We start from the raw sequence: 16158 nt of genomic DNA, 5'->3' as shown, positions 1-16158 counted from the left end.
CATCGAAGTTTAATGCTAATGTGAATAGAATATCTGAATTTTACAACAGGATCGTTTAATATGATTACTTGGATGCAACGCCATCGGAAATATTTGGTTATTACGATTTGGATCTCCACCATTGCTTTTATCGGAGCGGGATTCGTCGGATGGGGACAATACAGCTACGGAGACAAAGCCGGTGCGGTTGCCAAAGTAGGAGACATCTCTATTACCTCCGGAGAACTCCAAAAAAGCTATTCCAATCTTTTTAACCAATACAATCAACTTTTCCAAGGAAAATTTGATGAAAAACAGGCTCAGCAATTTGGACTCCAACGCCAAGCCCTTCGCCAACTGGTAAATCAAGCATTGGTACTCAACCTCGCCAACAGCTACGGATTGATGGTGACCGATGAGGAACTTTGGAATGTAATCAAGTCTCAGCCTGTCTTTGCCAAAGAGGGCACCTTTGATAAAACAATTTATGCCGAAGCATTAAAACAAAACAATTTAACGATCAAAGAATATGAAGCGTCAATAAAAAAAGAGCTCCTGATCCAAAAAACACTTTATCTACTAGCATCGGGAAGTAAAGCGATTGAAGAGAAAGCTCTCGGAAATGCTCTGGGTATTTCGGATAAATTCAATTATAAAATTCTCACACCAAGCATGATTACCCTTGCTCCTAATGAAACAGAACTCAAAGCACTTTGGGGAAAACGCTCAAAAGAGTTTAAAACGTCTCCGAGCTTTGAAATCAGTTATGTAACGCAAACGCCGATCACAGCAACTCCTTCGGCAAAAGAGATTAGTGACTATTACGATATGAACCGCCAAATGCTCAAAGATGCTACCGGAAAAATTCTCACCCTAGTCGAAGCACAAGGTGTCATCATCGCCGCATTGAATGACAAAGCAACTGAGAAAGAGGCTCTTCGACTTTATATCGACTATAAAAAAGGTGCATTGAAAGCGGGAGTGGCTCCTCAAAAAGCAACCTTTAGCACTGAGACATCTAGCTTTGATCCTGAGGTTACCAAAGAGATTATGGGATTGAATGATCAAAAGCCGTTTCTCAAACCACGTAAAGTCGGCAATGACTATATCATCGTAAAACTTGAAAAAATGAATCCTGCACGTATCAAAACCTATGAAGAGGCAAAAACAGATGTTATTGCACTCTATACACTCGAAGCGAAAAAAACCAAACTTCAAGAGTTAGCCCAAAACAGTTATAAAACATTCAGCGGTTCTACAACCGATTTCCTCAGCCGAACCGACAGTGCTAAAATAGCAGGTTTAAGTGCACAAGAGGGGTCAGAATTTTTGACTAAATTGTTTGCTTCCAAACAAAAACAAGGTTTTATCACTTTAGAGAGCGGAAATGTTGTTTTGTATAACGTTTTGGAACAAAAGTTGCTTCAAGATAAAACATTAGCGGATGCCAATGCCGTACTCAAGCTCAAAGGGAGTTTGTTGGATCAAGGTTTGATCAAAACACTTGAGAGCAAGTACCCAGTTGAAATCTATGTAGAGGGGATTTGATTTGAAACGAACCGTTTTAGCCATTGATATCGGCTCAACAAAAGTTTGTGCGCTCATCGCGGAAATCGATGACGACAACAACGCACAAATAATCGGAGCCGGTATCGCAAAAGCACAAGGGCTTCGCAAAGGGAGCATCACCAACATTGAGCTTGCATCCAAATCGATCAAAAGTGCACTCAATGACGCCAAGCGGGTCGCAGGAACGGAACTTCGAAGTGCTATCGTTACCATTTCGGGTGCCTACACTAAAAGTTTAAATTCAAGCGGTATCGTTAATATCCCGAATAAAGAGATTACCCTCAACGAAATTCAGCGTGTTATGCACACCTCTTTGTATAACGCGAATATCCCAAATGAATTTGAAGTGTTACACGCCCTCCCGTATAACTTCAAAGTAGACGATCAGGATTTTATCGAAGACCCTCTGGGGATGAATGCCGCACGCCTCGAAGTTGAAACCCATATTATCACTACCCAAAAAAGCAATCTCAACAATCTTCGCAAAGCAGTCAAAGCAGCAGGTGTCGATGTTGAAAGTGTCGTACTCAGCGGTTACGCTTCCGCTATCGCCGTTCTCAATTCGGATGAAAAAGAGCTCGGTGCCGCTGTGGTCGACATGGGTGGCAATACGAGCAATATCGTTATCCACTCCGGTCACGCGATCCGTTATAACGACTTTTTAGGTGTCGGTTCAAATCATATTACCAATGACCTCTCAATGGCGTTGCACACTCCGCTGCACACTGCGGATAATGTCAAAATCAACTACGGCTCATTGTATGCACCTAGCAACGATCTTATCGAGCTTCCTGTGATCGGTGATGAGACATCTACTCATGAAGTATCCTTAGAAGTCGTACACAACGTCATCTACGCTCGTGTTGAAGAGACTTTGATGATTATCGCCCAATCGATTGAAAAAAGTGGCCTTAAAGAGCATATGGGTGCCGGTGTCGTTCTCACCGGAGGATTTACTAAAATCGAAGGATTACGCGAACTCGCCGTTGCGATACTCGATAACATGCCGGTACGTCTTGCAAAACCTACCGATGTCGGCGGTCTTTTTGATACCCTTCGAGATCCTTCCTACTCAGGAGCTGTCGGATTGATTAAATATCTTGCCGATGGTTATACTCCTTATGAGATCGATGTTAATCGACGTATGCGCCATGCCAGTGAAGATTCTGCTGCAGTGCACGGGGGAACACTTCCTGAAGAAGCACCGAAATTTGACCCTATTACGCCAGCCGCTTCTATTCCAACACCTGCGGCACAAACGCCTCCGGCAAAGGAAGAGAAAATTGCGGAAACGGCGAAGATGGTCAATATCGGATCAAACAAGTCAGTCCAAAACGATCAACCAAACCCGATTTCCAAGTTCTGGAATTGGGCAACTCAACTATTTTAATCACGTCAAGGAGCAAGCATGGAACCATTTTCAATTGAAGAATCAACAACACTAACCGGAGCACGTATCGTAGCAGTCGGTGTCGGCGGCGGCGGCGGTAATATGATCGGATATATGCTCAAAGAGCAAATTCCGGGAATCGAACTTATCATCGCTAATACCGATGCGCAAGTATTGGAACAAGGTTCAGCTGCAACTAAAATCCAACTCGGTGCAAAACTAACCAAAGGTTTGGGTGCGGGTATGAAACCCGAAGTGGGTAAAGAATCTGCTATCGAGAGTTATGAAGATTTGACACGTGCATTGCAGGGTGCCGATATCGTTTTCGTAGCAGCAGGTCTTGGCGGCGGAACCGGTACGGGTGCTGCACCGATCATCGCTAAATGTGCTAAAGACGTTGGCGCATTGACGATCGCGGTCGTGACTAAACCTTTCTCATTTGAAGGAAAAAAACGTCTCAAACTTGCTGAAGACGGTTTGACTGAACTTAAAAATGAATCCGACTGTATCGTCGTTATCCCGAACGACAAGCTCCTCTCCATCATTGATCCGAAACTCGGAATCAAAGAGAGTTTCAAAATCGTTGACAGCGTACTTGCTCGCGCTGTTAGCGGAACATCGGGTGTTATCCTCGCCAGCGGCGACAACGACATCAACCTTGACTTCGCCGACTTACAAACTGTTATGAGCCACCGTGGTTTGGCTCTTATGGGTGTAGGCGAATACAAAGGTGAAAATGCAGCCTACGAAGCGATCAAAAATGCTATCGAATCTCCGCTTTTGGACAATATGTCCGTTAACGGCGCACTCGGTGTATTGGTTCACTTCAGTATGCACCCTGAGTTTCCATTTATGGAACTCTCTGCCGCTATGGACGTTGTCCATAACAGCGTTGATGAATCGGCTGACGTTATTTTCGGTACGACAACCGATGAGTCATTGGCAAAAGATTTTATTCGCATCACCCTCGTTGCGACCGGTTTTGAGAAAAAAGCGGCACAGGGTATCAATAACTGTGAATTTGAAAACAAAGAAGCGGTTGCCGCAGCCGCTACGGTTGCAAAACCTCGCGTTGTTGTTCGCCCTGCTATGGTTGCCAACGGTGACTATACGGAAGACTTCTTGGATGTTCCGACGTTTATGCGTCAACAAAGAGACTAATCTCTCTTTCCATGCTCTCCTCTGACACGCTCATAAAGGCCAAAACGCTCCTTGGCCTGAGCGACAAAGCTACCCTCTCCGACATCAAAACCCGCTACAAAAATATGATGCAACAATGGCACCCCGATAAACACCCTGATGATACCGATACGGCACACGCGATGAGCACTCAGATCAATGAAGCGTATGCTGTTTTACTCGATTATTGTTCCAAATATGAATTCAACTTTGATGAAGAGCATCTGAGGGAGAAAACCCTCACCCCGCAGGAGTGGTGGACGAAGAAGTTTGGGGGGCGTTAATGAAACGCTATCGGCCCTTCAGCGCGTGCATGGATGAATTGCTGAACGACGGCATTGGATGAATTTTTAAAACTCTCTTTATCTCCCGATTCGACAATCACACCGTCAAAAAGCATCGCGTAATTATCCCCCGCTTTAAAACTCTCCGCGATATCATGACTAATGAGGATAGAGGTCATACCAATCTCTTCACGAAGACGGCAGATCATTTGGGTGATAAAGTCACTTGTTACGGGATCAAGCCCTGATGTCGGTTCATCGTAAAGAATAACATCCGGTTCCAATGCAAGGGTACGTGCCAATCCGACACGTTTGCGCATCCCGCCGCTGAGTTCTTCGGGGTAGAGAGATTTTACAATTTTTGGATCAAGCCCTACCATCGTGAGCTTTTCATCGATTTTGTACTCCAACTCTTTCAGGGAAAGATTTTGATGCTCACGCATCGGGAATGCAACGTTTTCACGGATATTCATACTGTCAAATAATGCCCCGCTTTGAAACAAAAATCCAACCTTGGTTCGGATGGAGCGCAGTGTCGTCTCATCGGCGTTATCCACCCGAATTCCATCGACGGTAATGGTTCCCGAATCGGGTTTAAGCAGTCCGACGATATGTTTGATAATCGTTGATTTTCCGCCGCCTGAGACGCCGAAAATGACCGTTGTTTTCCCTTTTTCGATCTCTAGATTGACTCCGCGTAAGATTTCCCGTTTTCCGAAGCTTTTGGTGACGTTCTCAAAACGAATCATTTTTTCACCGCCATCAAATAAGCTCTACGGCTAAATAAAATCAACAGCGTGAGGAGCAAAATTTTAAAATCGATCTCACTTGCTTTATGAAGGGCTTCGAATGAGGCATCGATCGCCGCTTCTCCCCGTGATTGATACTCTAAAATTTTTGGGGTATAGACGGCACTGAATAAAAGGAGTGTTCCGATAGAACCCAATGCACTCAAAATCGAAATTTTATCAATCTGCATCACTTTGTAACGGGAAACTTCGTACACAGCAATGACCGCACTCATAAAATAGGCCCAATAGGTAAAACGGCGAAAGATTTCTCCCATGATTTTTCCCTCTTCGTAGCGGGATAAAAGCGGGAGGGTTAGATAGACTTCTGAGTGAAAGACTACGGCGGCCACAAACACGCCAAGCACCAAAACAGCCCCTGCCGTCATAGCAATGAGTAAAATATAAAGAACGTCAATAACCACTTTCTTATTCATGAATAGCCTTTAATACAAATCCCCGATCAAACGCAGCGTAATCGGTATAAAAATCCAAAGATTGTACCGCAAAATTTTTAAGATACTCTTGCACCTTTAATCGCTGGTCGTAACCCATCTCGCACGCAAAGAAAGGAATACGGCGAACGTAAACTTCATCCAGCAAAGCACGAATCATCTCATCCCCGATTTCCCCGCCGAAAAGGGCATTTTGTGGCTCATACGAGAGATTAGACTCTAGCGGAGCGTCTTGGGCGATATACGGGGGGTTAGAGACGAGAAAATCGATTTTTTCAGTGATAGATGAGAGCAAATCCCCCTCACGCAGTTCGATCCGATCGCTCAAACCGAACATGTCGATATTACGACGGGCAACCGCCAATGCACGCGGCGAAATATCAACGGCAATAAAACGGGCATTCGGTAAATGCAACGCAAGGAGAATAGAGATAATTCCGCTCCCTACCCCCACTTCGACAACGCTCATCGCATCATCGAGTGAAACGTGCGCTAAGACTTCATCGATTAAATGTTCTGTCTCAGGACGGGGGATTAAAGCTCCCTCATCAATATAAAATTCTCTGCTGTAAAAGCTGACGCGATTGGTTAAATACTCAAGCGGTACGTTAGCGCTACGTTTTGCTATCCATTCCAAAAGCTTCGGATCATTCTCATCAATCATATCCTCTTGATGGGTAATAAAATAGAGCTGATCTTTGCCTAAATAGGCGATAAGGAGAAGTTCCGCCTCGCGGCGGGGAGAGTCTACGACACCGTTCAATCGGAGCGTAATCTCTTCGTGAAGTTCTTTTAGTCGTTTGGACATGGGTCGGCATATCCTTCATCTTTTTCAATGCTGATATCATACCCTAACGCACGGAGCCGATCCACGACCGGAGGATGGGTCGTGTGAAAAAAGCGATAGAGCGGATGCGATAACGGAAAGCTTTTGTTCTCTGTTACCAGTTTTTTGAGGGCATTGACTAGATGCTCGGCACCGCCGAGTTCTGCACCCGTTCGATCGGCTTCATATTCATTATGGCGGCTCATAATCCCCATCAACGGCATCATAACAAAACTGACCACAGGGAGAAGGAGAATAAAGAGCATCATGACGATATGAGGGCTTTGTGAAACCCCAAGTTCCATATAAAGGGTTTCAGGCAAATTACCGAAAAGGGCAAACATCCCAAACAGCATTACCCCTACCATCGTGATATTTTTGTACAAATCCCCATGGGCAAAATGCCCTAACTCATGTCCCAAGACGGCGACAAGTTCTGAGGGGGTAAGCTTTTGGATAAGGGTATCAAAAAGTATCACCCGCTTTGATTTTCCGAGTCCTCCGAAATAGGCGTTTAGACGGGCATCGCGTTTACTCGCGTCACTGATAAAAACACCACTGCTGACAAACCCCGTTTTTGCCATCAACGCTTCGATCTGATCTCGGAGTTCAGGGTCTTCCAACGGAGTCACTTTATCAAAAAAGAGCGCTCGGATGGTAGGGAAGAACATATTGATAGCAATAACAACGGCCATAATAAACGCAAAACTCCACAACCACCATAACTCACTGGACGTTATAATCATCGATACGATCCAAACCATAAAACTGCCGATAACAAGGGTTAAAAGGGTACTGATCAGGGTATCTTTGACAAACTGACCGTGTGATGAGCGGTTAAATCCGTACTGAGCATCGATTTTGAATTTTGAAATCCAACCAAACGGCAGCATCACAAGAGCATTGATCACAATAAGTCCCATTACGGCTATGATCGTTTGTGTCAGTGGAGTTTGGGAAATTAAAGCAGAATCGAGCCATGCCATCATCCCCCCCATCCATAGGAGAAAAAGTCCGTATTCAACAAACGTCTCCATCATTCCGAGCTTCTCTTTGGCAACCGCATAGTTAGCGGCATCCAGATATTCCCGCTCCCCCATTAAAACGGCACCTTTACGCTTCATCTGATTGATATAGCCGATCTGCATCACACTGACATACAAACGGATAATAATGTAAAGGGTATAAACTCCGATAACGGTCGTGATCATAAAATTCCTTGATTAAAAAAAGGGGATTTTACCATTATTTGACTGGAACTTTCCCGATTTTCTCGCTCACTGGAACAGAATCTTCCACATCACCATAGACCATTTTAGCCACTAAAAAAATAGAGCCGATAAGCAGTCCGCTGATAATAACAGCCCATACTACTTTTTTCTTAGATCCCTCAAGGGTGTTATAGTCCTCGATAGAACTAAGGGTTGGTTCATTATCTTTCATAAGGTACTCCTCTAATGTAGTGTAAAAATCGTAACCATATTATCCTACAACAGTTAACGAATAACCTCTAAAATGATCCTTTAGGTTTATTACTTTCTTTGCATATGCGTTATGTACGAACTTTCAATGCGTAATTTAACGGCACTGTAATACGGACCGTTTTAGGCGGTTTTGGAAAATACTCTGCTGTTTTCTGAATCAATGCCATCGCATCACTATCCAAAATATCATAACCCGAACTTCCAAGGATTCGAATATCTTCGATCTCACCATTTTGTTTTAGTCGAAACGTCACTTTTACGACCCCTTCTTGTTTTAAACGGGCGGCTTGTGATGGATATTTACGGTATTTGACCAACAGATCACGAATAGAAGAGAGATGATCATCCAAATATTCTTCTTCTGTATTAATCTTTTCTACAGGAAGAGACGGCGGAGGGGTAGGTATGATTTCTTTGAGCGGTACAGCTGTCACAGTTGCTTGAGCAGTCGCGATTGGTTTTGGCTCTTCAAAAGCCTCGTTTTGAATTGTTTCTTGCTCTTCTTTTTTTATAACCGAGGTAATTTCAGTTTTTTCAATCCGTTCCGTCGAGGCTGTTGTCAGTTTAGAAGATGCTGGTTGAGGACTCATCCGTATCGGAGACTCCTGAGCAGAAGCATCCATAGAAAGTTCTAAAATAATCTCTTCTTCTTTTTCCTCTTCGGGAATGGAAGATAGTGCAACTGCCCCAGTAATAAGAACTGCATGTAAAAATACGGAAAGCAAAAAATAACGTTTCGTTTTCATACGTCCCTCTTCGTCACAATCGATATTTTTTCAATTTTTTGACGCTTTAGCTGATCGAGAATGAAAATAAAATCATTGAAAAATGCTTTTTTATCCCCAAGAATACTTACACTGGAATCAATGTTGAGTGCTGTAATGTGAATATTTAACTCTTCTTTACTCATTTCTTTACCATTCCAAAACAGTGATCCGTTCTCATTGATTGCGATTTCGATCTTTTGCGGCGGTGTTTGAATTGCACTGGCAGCTTTGGGAAGGTCAAGTTTAATCTCTCCCGATGCCACAAATGTTGAGATGGTAAGCACGATCGCTAACAAAACCAGAACGACATCAATCAGAGGAACGACATTGATCCCTTCAACTCGTTTAAGCGCGCGCATCTTCCCATGCCCCCATCAATAAATCCATTTTTCGTAAACATGCACTGTAAATCATCATAGAGGGGATCGCTACCAACAATCCAAGCGCCGTCGCTTTAAGAGCCAAAGAGAGCCCGATAACGACAGCTGAAGGTTCCATTCCACCACTTTGTCCAATCTCATAAAAGACCACCATAATCCCTGCAACTGTCCCGAGTAATCCAACATAGGGGGCATTTGAACCTATCACCGAAATCGTTGTCAAATTTTTAGAAAGTTCCGCTTCCGCTTTGTTTTTTGTCTCATAATGCTCTACATTTACTGAACGAAAGTAAAAAAATCGCTCGATTCCGTACGCAAACGCTATTACGCTCATTACACCTAAAATACCCAAGGTCGCATAATCGACGACTAACTTCAACTCTTCCATTTCTTTTTCCTTTATGTTATTGTATTTATTACGTATCTGCCCATGTACGGAGTAAATTATGATAAATACTCGTAAGTTTGACCGTATCCTCATCATCCCCTAACCGCTCACGAAATGCCATAATCGACATATCCAAATCAAACAGCAACCGTCGTCGGTCTGTCTCACGAATCATGCTCTCCAGCCACGTAAAGCATGAAATACGTGCTCCTCGTGTTACAGGTTCAACCCGATGAACGCTCGATGAGGGATAAAGTACCAAATCACCCGCCGGAAGTTTGACAATTTGCGAACCGAATGTATCCTCGATCACTAACTCTCCTCCCTCATATTCCTCGGGATCAGAGAAAAAGAGGGTAAACGAGAGATCACTACGCACCCGTTTACCGCCGCCGCGCATCGTTCTAACCGCATTATCAACATGGTTGCCAAACGTATTAAATTCACCCGTATAACAGTTAAATAGCGGAGGGAAAATCTTTTTCGGCAATGCTGCCGTAAAAAACAGTGCGTTATTGCTTAGAGCATCTAACACAATTTTTTGCAACGCTACAGCCGCTTCAGACTCTTCGGGAAGCTGCAAATTATTTTTGGCTTTTGCCGCCTGTGTTCCGCTGGTAACATTCCCGTCCACCCACGTTGAGGAGGTAAGAATTTCACGGCATTGTGCTACCTGTTCAGAGGTGAGGACATTGGGTATATGGAGTAACATGTTTATTTCCTTTGCCTAAGTTTTGAAGTTAAAAGACTAAAATCCTCTAACTGCAAAACTCCCGCAGGGGGAGTATGGTCTTAAAAAAACTTATAGTCTAACGTCACCTGTGCGGTACGTCCGGTTCCCGGAACAACAAATCCTCCATTGATATAGGCCGATTCATAATAAACAGTATCCAAAAGATTTTTCACATTAAGCTGAACCGCGTAATTCTTTTGTGTATAGGAGATCATTCCGTCATAGCGAATATAACTAGGTGCGATATTCGGATTAAATACATTGGACGCACTTTCGTTTGCATAGCTGTAAACAGCACGCTCTCCTTTACCCTCGATTCCACCGCCAACTTTCCATCCGCTGCCAAGCTTATAGGTTGTCCAGAGATTAAACGTGTAGTCGGTTGAATTCGGCGGTTTTTGACCAATGTACATATCATCTTTGCCCGGCGTGACGGCATCTACTTCCGGATCCATAAGTGCGATGCCTGCAAATACATCCCAGTTATCGGTAATACGACCTGCAACTTCAAGTTCGATACCGTCCGTATGACGCTCTTTTGAGAGGATCGGATTAGTTGATGCACTTGCTACGTCAGTATTACGTTCCCACTCTTTGATCGTACGGTAGATTGCTGTACGTAACGAGAGGTCTCCTTCAAAAAGTTCAAATTTTGCCCCAAGTTCATACGTTTCACTTCGCTCAGGATCATACGCATTGGAAAAAGAGTACAGATCTCCTGTCGTATTAAACGAATTATTCCAAGAAAGATAATAATGGTGTTGTTTACTCGGCTGATACGACAATCCGGCACGGTAACTCATCTCGTTAAAATGGAGCTCTCCATTTTGCACCATATTCGCTCCGGTATAGTAATCCATGTTTAGCCAATCTTTACGAAACCCTGCCATGACTTTCCAATTCGGTGCGACTTCAACAATATCCTGCGCATACACCGCCCACGTACGTCCTTTGTACCCGCCGCTTATATTACGTTCTTTATTGCCATATACTGATTTATAGGCATCCGGAAGCGTTGAACCTGATTCAGCTGTGGTTGGCATTGACGCTGCCCATCGTGTACCTGTCGTTGCGTACTGATACCAGATTCCATTGTTTGCCAATGCCCGTTGCCCATTCGTCGGAACCGCCGCAAGTCCATTCGCCGGTCCATTCGCCAAAGATATATTGGGGTAATACGTTGACAACCCGTCATGTCCCCATCGTACTTGTTCTTCACGTAAAAATTCCGTCCCGACCAATGCTTCATGTTTCACTCCAAGGGCTTCAAACTGAGTCGTAAAATCATTTTGCCATGTATCGGTTTTCTCTTTTGCACCGTTTCCTTTTGTCCCTCTGGTAATCGTATCATCCGCCCCGCTACTCGTATCATATCCACCCGGCGCAGTTGCCCAATTATCACGGAGATAATCGGCATGACGGATCACGGAACGAAGCTGCGTATCTTTAGAAAACTTATGGCTATAGCTGGCCGTTGTGATATTGACACGGTTATCTTCGTAGTCATCTGTAAATCCATAAAATACTTCGTTTCCTACATCGGCAGGTCTTTTAGTCGCACCGTCAAACGGAACACCGTAATCGGGCGTGATATGGGTTTTCATATAATAATGGGATAAACTGAACTCATTATCGGTATTAACTCCAAACGTAATCGTCGGTGCAATACCGACCGTTTCGTTATAAACATCATCGCGGGTACTTCCGGAATCCATTCCCATTGCATTGAGACGAAATGCTGTCGTATCATTTAGCATCACGTTCACATCAGCTGAAGTACGTTTATAGTCATCCGTGCCGACAGTGATCGAGAGTTTGCCAAAATTTTCAGCTTCCGCATCTTTGCTCACCTGATTGATAACCCCACCCGCTTGACCACGGCCGAATAACATCGCCGCACCGCCGCGCAGAACATCAATTGATTCGAGATTAAACGTATCACGGTTATACTGAGCGACGTCACGGATACCGTCAAGATATAAATCACCGAAAGTATAGAAACCTCGTAAGTTCATATTGTCTCCGATACGTCCCCCTTCTGCCGCATTAAAAGTGAGCCCTGATACGTTACTAAGCGCCTCTTTTAGAGTAAATTCCGATTTATCGTGTAGCAACTCTTTCGTTACCACAGTAATTGCCTGAGGTACGTCATGAGCCAATTGCCCGGTTTTAGCAGTTTTAGAAATACCCGGCTGATACCGAGGAAGTTCTATTTCTACTGTCTCTTGGATATCAATGGCTTTAATCGTAGCATTGGAATCAGCTGAGTTTGCCAATAATGAGCTTGCACTCATACTGAGAAGCATAGCCCCGATCGGGAGCATTTGTGAATGTAAAAAACGGTTATGATAGGCCATCGGCACTCCTTAAATTTTGGAAGTGGCTGGCTACAGGCTTAAAAGGATAATGGAAAGCTTTGGCTGGCTAAAAGCAATTGATAATTACTTTCATTTGTAGAAATATAACGCATCTTTGAATTAATGTCAATAGTGATAAGCATTATTAATTATATCAGCTGTAAAGATTAAGAATGCATTAATGGAAAAGGGATAGCCCCTTTACAGAGAGGGGAAGTTTTACCAGCGTCCCTCTAGCGTAATGAGAAAATGAAAGCGGGAGTGTTCATGATCAATTTGTGTTTCGTTCAGTACCCCTGCACTATAACGTTTAGAAGTAGTAGTGATACTCTCTTGAGTAACATTTTTGAGGTTTAGCCCTAATTTATAGATTGAATCCAGCCTCTTTGAAGCATACAAATCGAGCGTTCCATACCCCTCTTGGGATTCAGCAACACCGCTCGCATCCATTGGATCATCATAACCACTCACGTAACGATAGGCTGCCCCATAGGTCAAACGATATGATTCGAGTCTATGATCGACCCCGATGTTGTAGATATAGTCATTGGTTCCTTTTATGGTTCTTTTCACGCCATCAGTTACAAGAGAGGAGTCTTGAAACGTTGCGTTACCGAACACCCCTAACCCACTGACATAACGATCCAATGATTTTTTAAGTTCGAACTCTAAACTCCAGAGCTTTCCCTCCCCTGCATTTTCAGGTCTCTCAACATATCGGGTTCCATTCCATGTTGTCAATTTTTCAATTTTATCATCGATTACACGGTAAAATCCGCCGACACTCAATACTCCTTTGTCATCAAAAAAATGTTCATAACGCACTTCATAACTGAGTGCGGATTCCTCTTTTAGATTCGGATTTCCGGTGACATCGGGATGGTTAAGATCATTTTCATCAAGTGAACTGTCAAGTGAGGTGGAAAGCTCGCTCAAACGGGGAAGTTTGACCGTTTTAGCGACACTTGCACGCAGGTTATCATTCTCATTTAGTTTATACACTGCATGAAGCGATGGGGCTACATAATCGATATCAGCCGTCTGCTCAAAACGGCGAATGGAGCGTTCAAAGCGAATCCCCGGTGTCACAATCATCTGTTCACTCATTGAAATTTCATCTTGAAGATACAAAGACCCTTTATCTTCGCGTAAACTCTGGTGCTGATCTGGATCCAATATACCATTCAAGGAAGTGGATACATCATCTCGCTGATGCAAACGCTTGAATTCAACACCGGTTTTGATAAAATGTGTATCATACGCTTTGGAGTAACTCCCCTCCGCACCCGAAACCCGAAACGATCCTTCATCGTTTTGTTCCCTTAGTGTTGTTGCATTATCGGTACGGGTTAGCCCCTCAGAATTGTTTTCATGGTATTTGAGTTTCCACTCGACCAACTCTGTCCCGGAGAGATTATGACTGCCTGAGAGTTTAGCCCAGAGCATCAACGCATCCCCTTCATCGTGTTGAAGAAGCGTTTCATTAACACTTCCCACTCTATCTTCTGTACTCTCTTTAGTATAATCACTCCGATTTAGAGCACCATCAAACATATATTTGTCTTTAGTAGAGGGTGTATAGATCAGTTTAGTATTGAGACTGAGCGAGCGATAGCGTGATTCATTGTCATTTTCCGCATAATAGGCATTGGTCGAGGTTGAAGAAGCATCATCCTGCGAATTATTCGAGAGCGTTGTATTGACAAGATAAGAGAGTTTCCCGCTTTTCCCTTCCTGCTGAGCAAACAAAGAGGCCATAGGCTCACCTTCATACGCTCCGGCGGTCAATTTTGCACTTGTTTTACCTTCAGAAGCGGGTTTTTTGAGGATGATATTAACAATCCCGCCCATTGACTCGGCACTGTATTCTGCTGAACCGTTGGTCATCACTTCAAGACGTTCGATCATATCCGGTGAGATATGTTCGAGCGGATTTCCTCTCTTGGTAGATGAAATTTCCTCTCCGTCGATCAGTACTTTCGTGTACCCTTTTCCGGGAGAACCTTTTTTACCTTTTCCCTCGCTGATCGTTACACCAGGTGTGCGTTTGAGCATTTCCAAGGCATTCATATCACCGTACTGTGTGAGTTCTTCACCTTTGATAATACGTTTGGCTATCGAATTTTCTTTACGTTCTTCGATCACACTATAGGTCTCTTCAACGGCTATTTTATCAAGCTGAAGTATCTCCTCGGCACAGGCAAGAGAAAGGGTACAGGTAAAGAGGATAAGGGGACGGTAAAGCACGGTATTCCTTGGAAAGTCGGTGCCTAAGCACCGATTATTTGGTGAGAATTAGCTTATTGCTTTTGGTAATTCTCAAGGTATAAATCTCATTGCCATGAACGATACGGATTGCATTATCGTTTTTAAACAGCTCTTTCGATTCTATAACAACACTATTATACTCTGTTACAGATGACGGTTCAATTACTTGTTCTTCTTTTAACATGCACGTCCACTCCGTATAAGACGGTGAATTGAACTATCGGATAAGCATTTTTGAGTTTTTGAAGATTGCATGAGAATTCCTTTATGATAATTATTCGCAATTATGACGTGTTAAAGTGATTTTGTCAATATTGATAAGCATTATTATAATAAAGTACTAAGTGGGTGAGTTTTTTCGGGAAAGCCCCGAAAAATTGTGTTACGCTATTTGAGACATTTTTCCGATCTCTTTATCGACGAGATACAATCCGCGACCATCAAGTCCGATAATATCAATCATATCAAGAATTGAGCGAAACAAATGTTCCTCTTCATGCTGCTCTGCAACATACCATTGAAGAAAATTGAATGTCGAATAATCTTTTTCCGCCAAGCACGCTTCAACAAGGGCATTAATTTTTGCCGTAATAAACTTTTCATGTTCAAATGTTTTTTCAAATACATCTTTGATCGATCCGAACTCATACGGAGGCTCATTCAATGCGCCGATACGTGCCATTGCACCCGTTTCGTTGACATAGGTAAAAAGTTTACGCATATGGGAATGTTCATCGTCGCTGTGCGCTTCGAGAAATTTGGCTGAACCGCTCAATTTTTGATGTCCACACCATGAACTCATCGCGAGATACAAGTTAGCAGAGTAATCTTCGAGGGCGATTTGTTCGTTGAGTAGTTTGAGGATGTTAGGTTTTAACATGTGAACGCTCCTAAATGATATTAGCTGGCTAATAGCATAAAGCGTTGGCTTGCGTAAAAAGTATATCATATATTGTTTTACTTGCAACCACCGTTACATGAAATAGTGGTACATTTATTTTGACGAATCCCCTCTATCATTTGGGTAATCTGGCATTCACTGCATCCGCTCATCCCCTTGACACAAATAAAAGGGATATCGCATTTTTTTGCTTGACGTTTGAAATGATCCATCGAATTATGTTTCAGAAAATCGGTTAACATAATAATCATATCGGTTTGTTGAGGAAGCTGTTTATGGGAAGTAGAATTACGACGGCTGTCCCAATGGTGAGTTTTCGTCGCACCTAACGTTTCTAACAACGATTGAAGACGGGTAATTTTATCTCCGCCGATGACGAGTACTGACATGAGAATATTCCTTAATGATAA

Annotated in this window: 18 protein-coding genes; 4 read left to right on the top strand and 14 right to left on the bottom strand. The window is 43.3% G+C overall.

The annotated features are described in order from the left end of the window. Positions 1-72 precede the first annotated feature (72 nt). Genes Q8O20_RS11760 through Q8O20_RS11745 form a run of 4 tightly spaced genes read left to right on the top strand, consistent with a single transcriptional unit; the run spans position 73 to position 4401 of the window. The gene (locus tag Q8O20_RS11760) at positions 73-1527 is read left to right on the top strand and encodes a peptidylprolyl isomerase (protein ID WP_305531347.1); all 1455 of its coding nucleotides are present in this window, start codon (positions 73-75) and stop codon (positions 1525-1527) included. Between the two features lies 1 nt (position 1528). Beyond that, positions 1529-2938, top strand: coding sequence for a cell division protein FtsA (gene ftsA / locus Q8O20_RS11755; RefSeq protein ID WP_305531346.1), 1410 nt, complete (start codon positions 1529-1531; stop codon positions 2936-2938). An 18-nt stretch (positions 2939-2956) separates the two neighbouring features. Next, positions 2957-4099 carry a cell division protein FtsZ gene (gene ftsZ, locus Q8O20_RS11750; protein WP_305531345.1) on the top strand — a complete coding sequence of 381 codons (1143 nt, stop codon included), beginning with the start codon at positions 2957-2959 and terminating at the stop codon, positions 4097-4099. 11 nt (positions 4100-4110) lie between these two features. Next, complete coding sequence (locus Q8O20_RS11745) at positions 4111-4401, top strand: J domain-containing protein (RefSeq protein ID WP_305531344.1); 291 nt, start codon at positions 4111-4113, stop codon at positions 4399-4401. Here Q8O20_RS11745 and Q8O20_RS11740 read toward each other — a convergent pair. The 14 genes from Q8O20_RS11740 to Q8O20_RS11675 all read right to left on the bottom strand — a co-directional run bounded on the left by Q8O20_RS11740 (position 4398) and on the right by Q8O20_RS11675 (position 16137). After that, complete coding sequence (locus Q8O20_RS11740) at positions 4398-5150, bottom strand: ABC transporter ATP-binding protein (protein WP_305531343.1); 753 nt, start codon at positions 5148-5150, stop codon at positions 4398-4400. The two genes, Q8O20_RS11745 and Q8O20_RS11740, sit on opposite strands and share 4 nt — an antisense overlap. After that, positions 5147-5626 (bottom strand): DUF4149 domain-containing protein, encoded by a 480-nt coding sequence (locus tag Q8O20_RS11735; RefSeq protein WP_294895013.1) that lies wholly within the window; start codon positions 5624-5626, stop codon positions 5147-5149. The genes Q8O20_RS11740 and Q8O20_RS11735 overlap by 4 nt, the downstream gene beginning before the upstream one ends. Next, a complete protein-coding gene (gene prmC / locus Q8O20_RS11730; RefSeq protein WP_305531342.1) occupies positions 5619-6452 on the bottom strand; it encodes a peptide chain release factor N(5)-glutamine methyltransferase in 834 nt (277 codons plus the stop codon). Before prmC ends, Q8O20_RS11735 begins: the two co-directional genes overlap by 8 nt. After that, positions 6437-7681: a M48 family metallopeptidase gene (locus tag Q8O20_RS11725; RefSeq protein ID WP_305531341.1), complete on the bottom strand. Its 1245-nt coding sequence runs from the start codon at positions 7679-7681 to the stop codon at positions 6437-6439. Before Q8O20_RS11725 ends, prmC begins: the two co-directional genes overlap by 16 nt. Before the next feature lie 34 nt (positions 7682-7715). Next, positions 7716-7913 (bottom strand): hypothetical protein, encoded by a 198-nt coding sequence (locus Q8O20_RS11720; protein ID WP_305531340.1) that lies wholly within the window; start codon positions 7911-7913, stop codon positions 7716-7718. A 109-nt stretch (positions 7914-8022) separates the two neighbouring features. Further along, entirely contained in the window at positions 8023-8700 is a 678-nt protein-coding gene (locus tag Q8O20_RS11715) for an energy transducer TonB (protein WP_305531339.1), read from the bottom strand. Then, complete coding sequence (locus Q8O20_RS11710; RefSeq protein WP_305531338.1) at positions 8697-9080, bottom strand: biopolymer transporter ExbD; 384 nt, start codon at positions 9078-9080, stop codon at positions 8697-8699. Before Q8O20_RS11710 ends, Q8O20_RS11715 begins: the two co-directional genes overlap by 4 nt. After that, entirely contained in the window at positions 9067-9489 is a 423-nt protein-coding gene (gene exbB / locus Q8O20_RS11705) for a TonB-system energizer ExbB (protein ID WP_305531337.1), read from the bottom strand. The genes Q8O20_RS11710 and exbB overlap by 14 nt, the downstream gene beginning before the upstream one ends. 28 nt (positions 9490-9517) lie before the next feature. After that, the gene (locus tag Q8O20_RS11700) at positions 9518-10201 is read right to left on the bottom strand and encodes a Fe2+-dependent dioxygenase (RefSeq protein ID WP_305531336.1); all 684 of its coding nucleotides are present in this window, start codon (positions 10199-10201) and stop codon (positions 9518-9520) included. Positions 10202-10281: 80 nt separating this feature from the next. Further along, on the bottom strand, positions 10282-12579 hold the full coding sequence (locus Q8O20_RS11695; protein ID WP_305531335.1) for a TonB-dependent siderophore receptor: 2298 nt from the start codon (positions 12577-12579) through the stop codon (positions 10282-10284). 219 nt (positions 12580-12798) lie between these two features. After that, positions 12799-14826, bottom strand: coding sequence for a TonB-dependent siderophore receptor (locus Q8O20_RS11690; RefSeq protein WP_305531334.1), 2028 nt, complete (start codon positions 14824-14826; stop codon positions 12799-12801). 34 nt (positions 14827-14860) lie between these two features. Next, the gene (gene hemP / locus Q8O20_RS11685; protein WP_305531333.1) at positions 14861-15031 is read right to left on the bottom strand and encodes a hemin uptake protein HemP; all 171 of its coding nucleotides are present in this window, start codon (positions 15029-15031) and stop codon (positions 14861-14863) included. Positions 15032-15229: 198 nt separating this feature from the next. Further along, positions 15230-15727, bottom strand: a complete 498-nt coding sequence (gene ftnA / locus Q8O20_RS11680; RefSeq protein ID WP_305531332.1) for a non-heme ferritin — start codon at positions 15725-15727, stop codon at positions 15230-15232. Between the two features lie 77 nt (positions 15728-15804). Next, positions 15805-16137 (bottom strand): DUF2325 domain-containing protein, encoded by a 333-nt coding sequence (locus tag Q8O20_RS11675; RefSeq protein WP_305531331.1) that lies wholly within the window; start codon positions 16135-16137, stop codon positions 15805-15807. Positions 16138-16158 lie beyond the last annotated feature (21 nt).

The sequence above is a fragment of the Sulfuricurvum sp. genome, from assembly GCF_030691015.1.
GTDB lineage: Bacteria > Campylobacterota > Campylobacteria > Campylobacterales > Sulfurimonadaceae > Sulfuricurvum.
The sequence above is the reverse complement of the archived record's forward strand: the minus strand, read 5'-3'. Positions and strand labels throughout refer to the sequence as shown.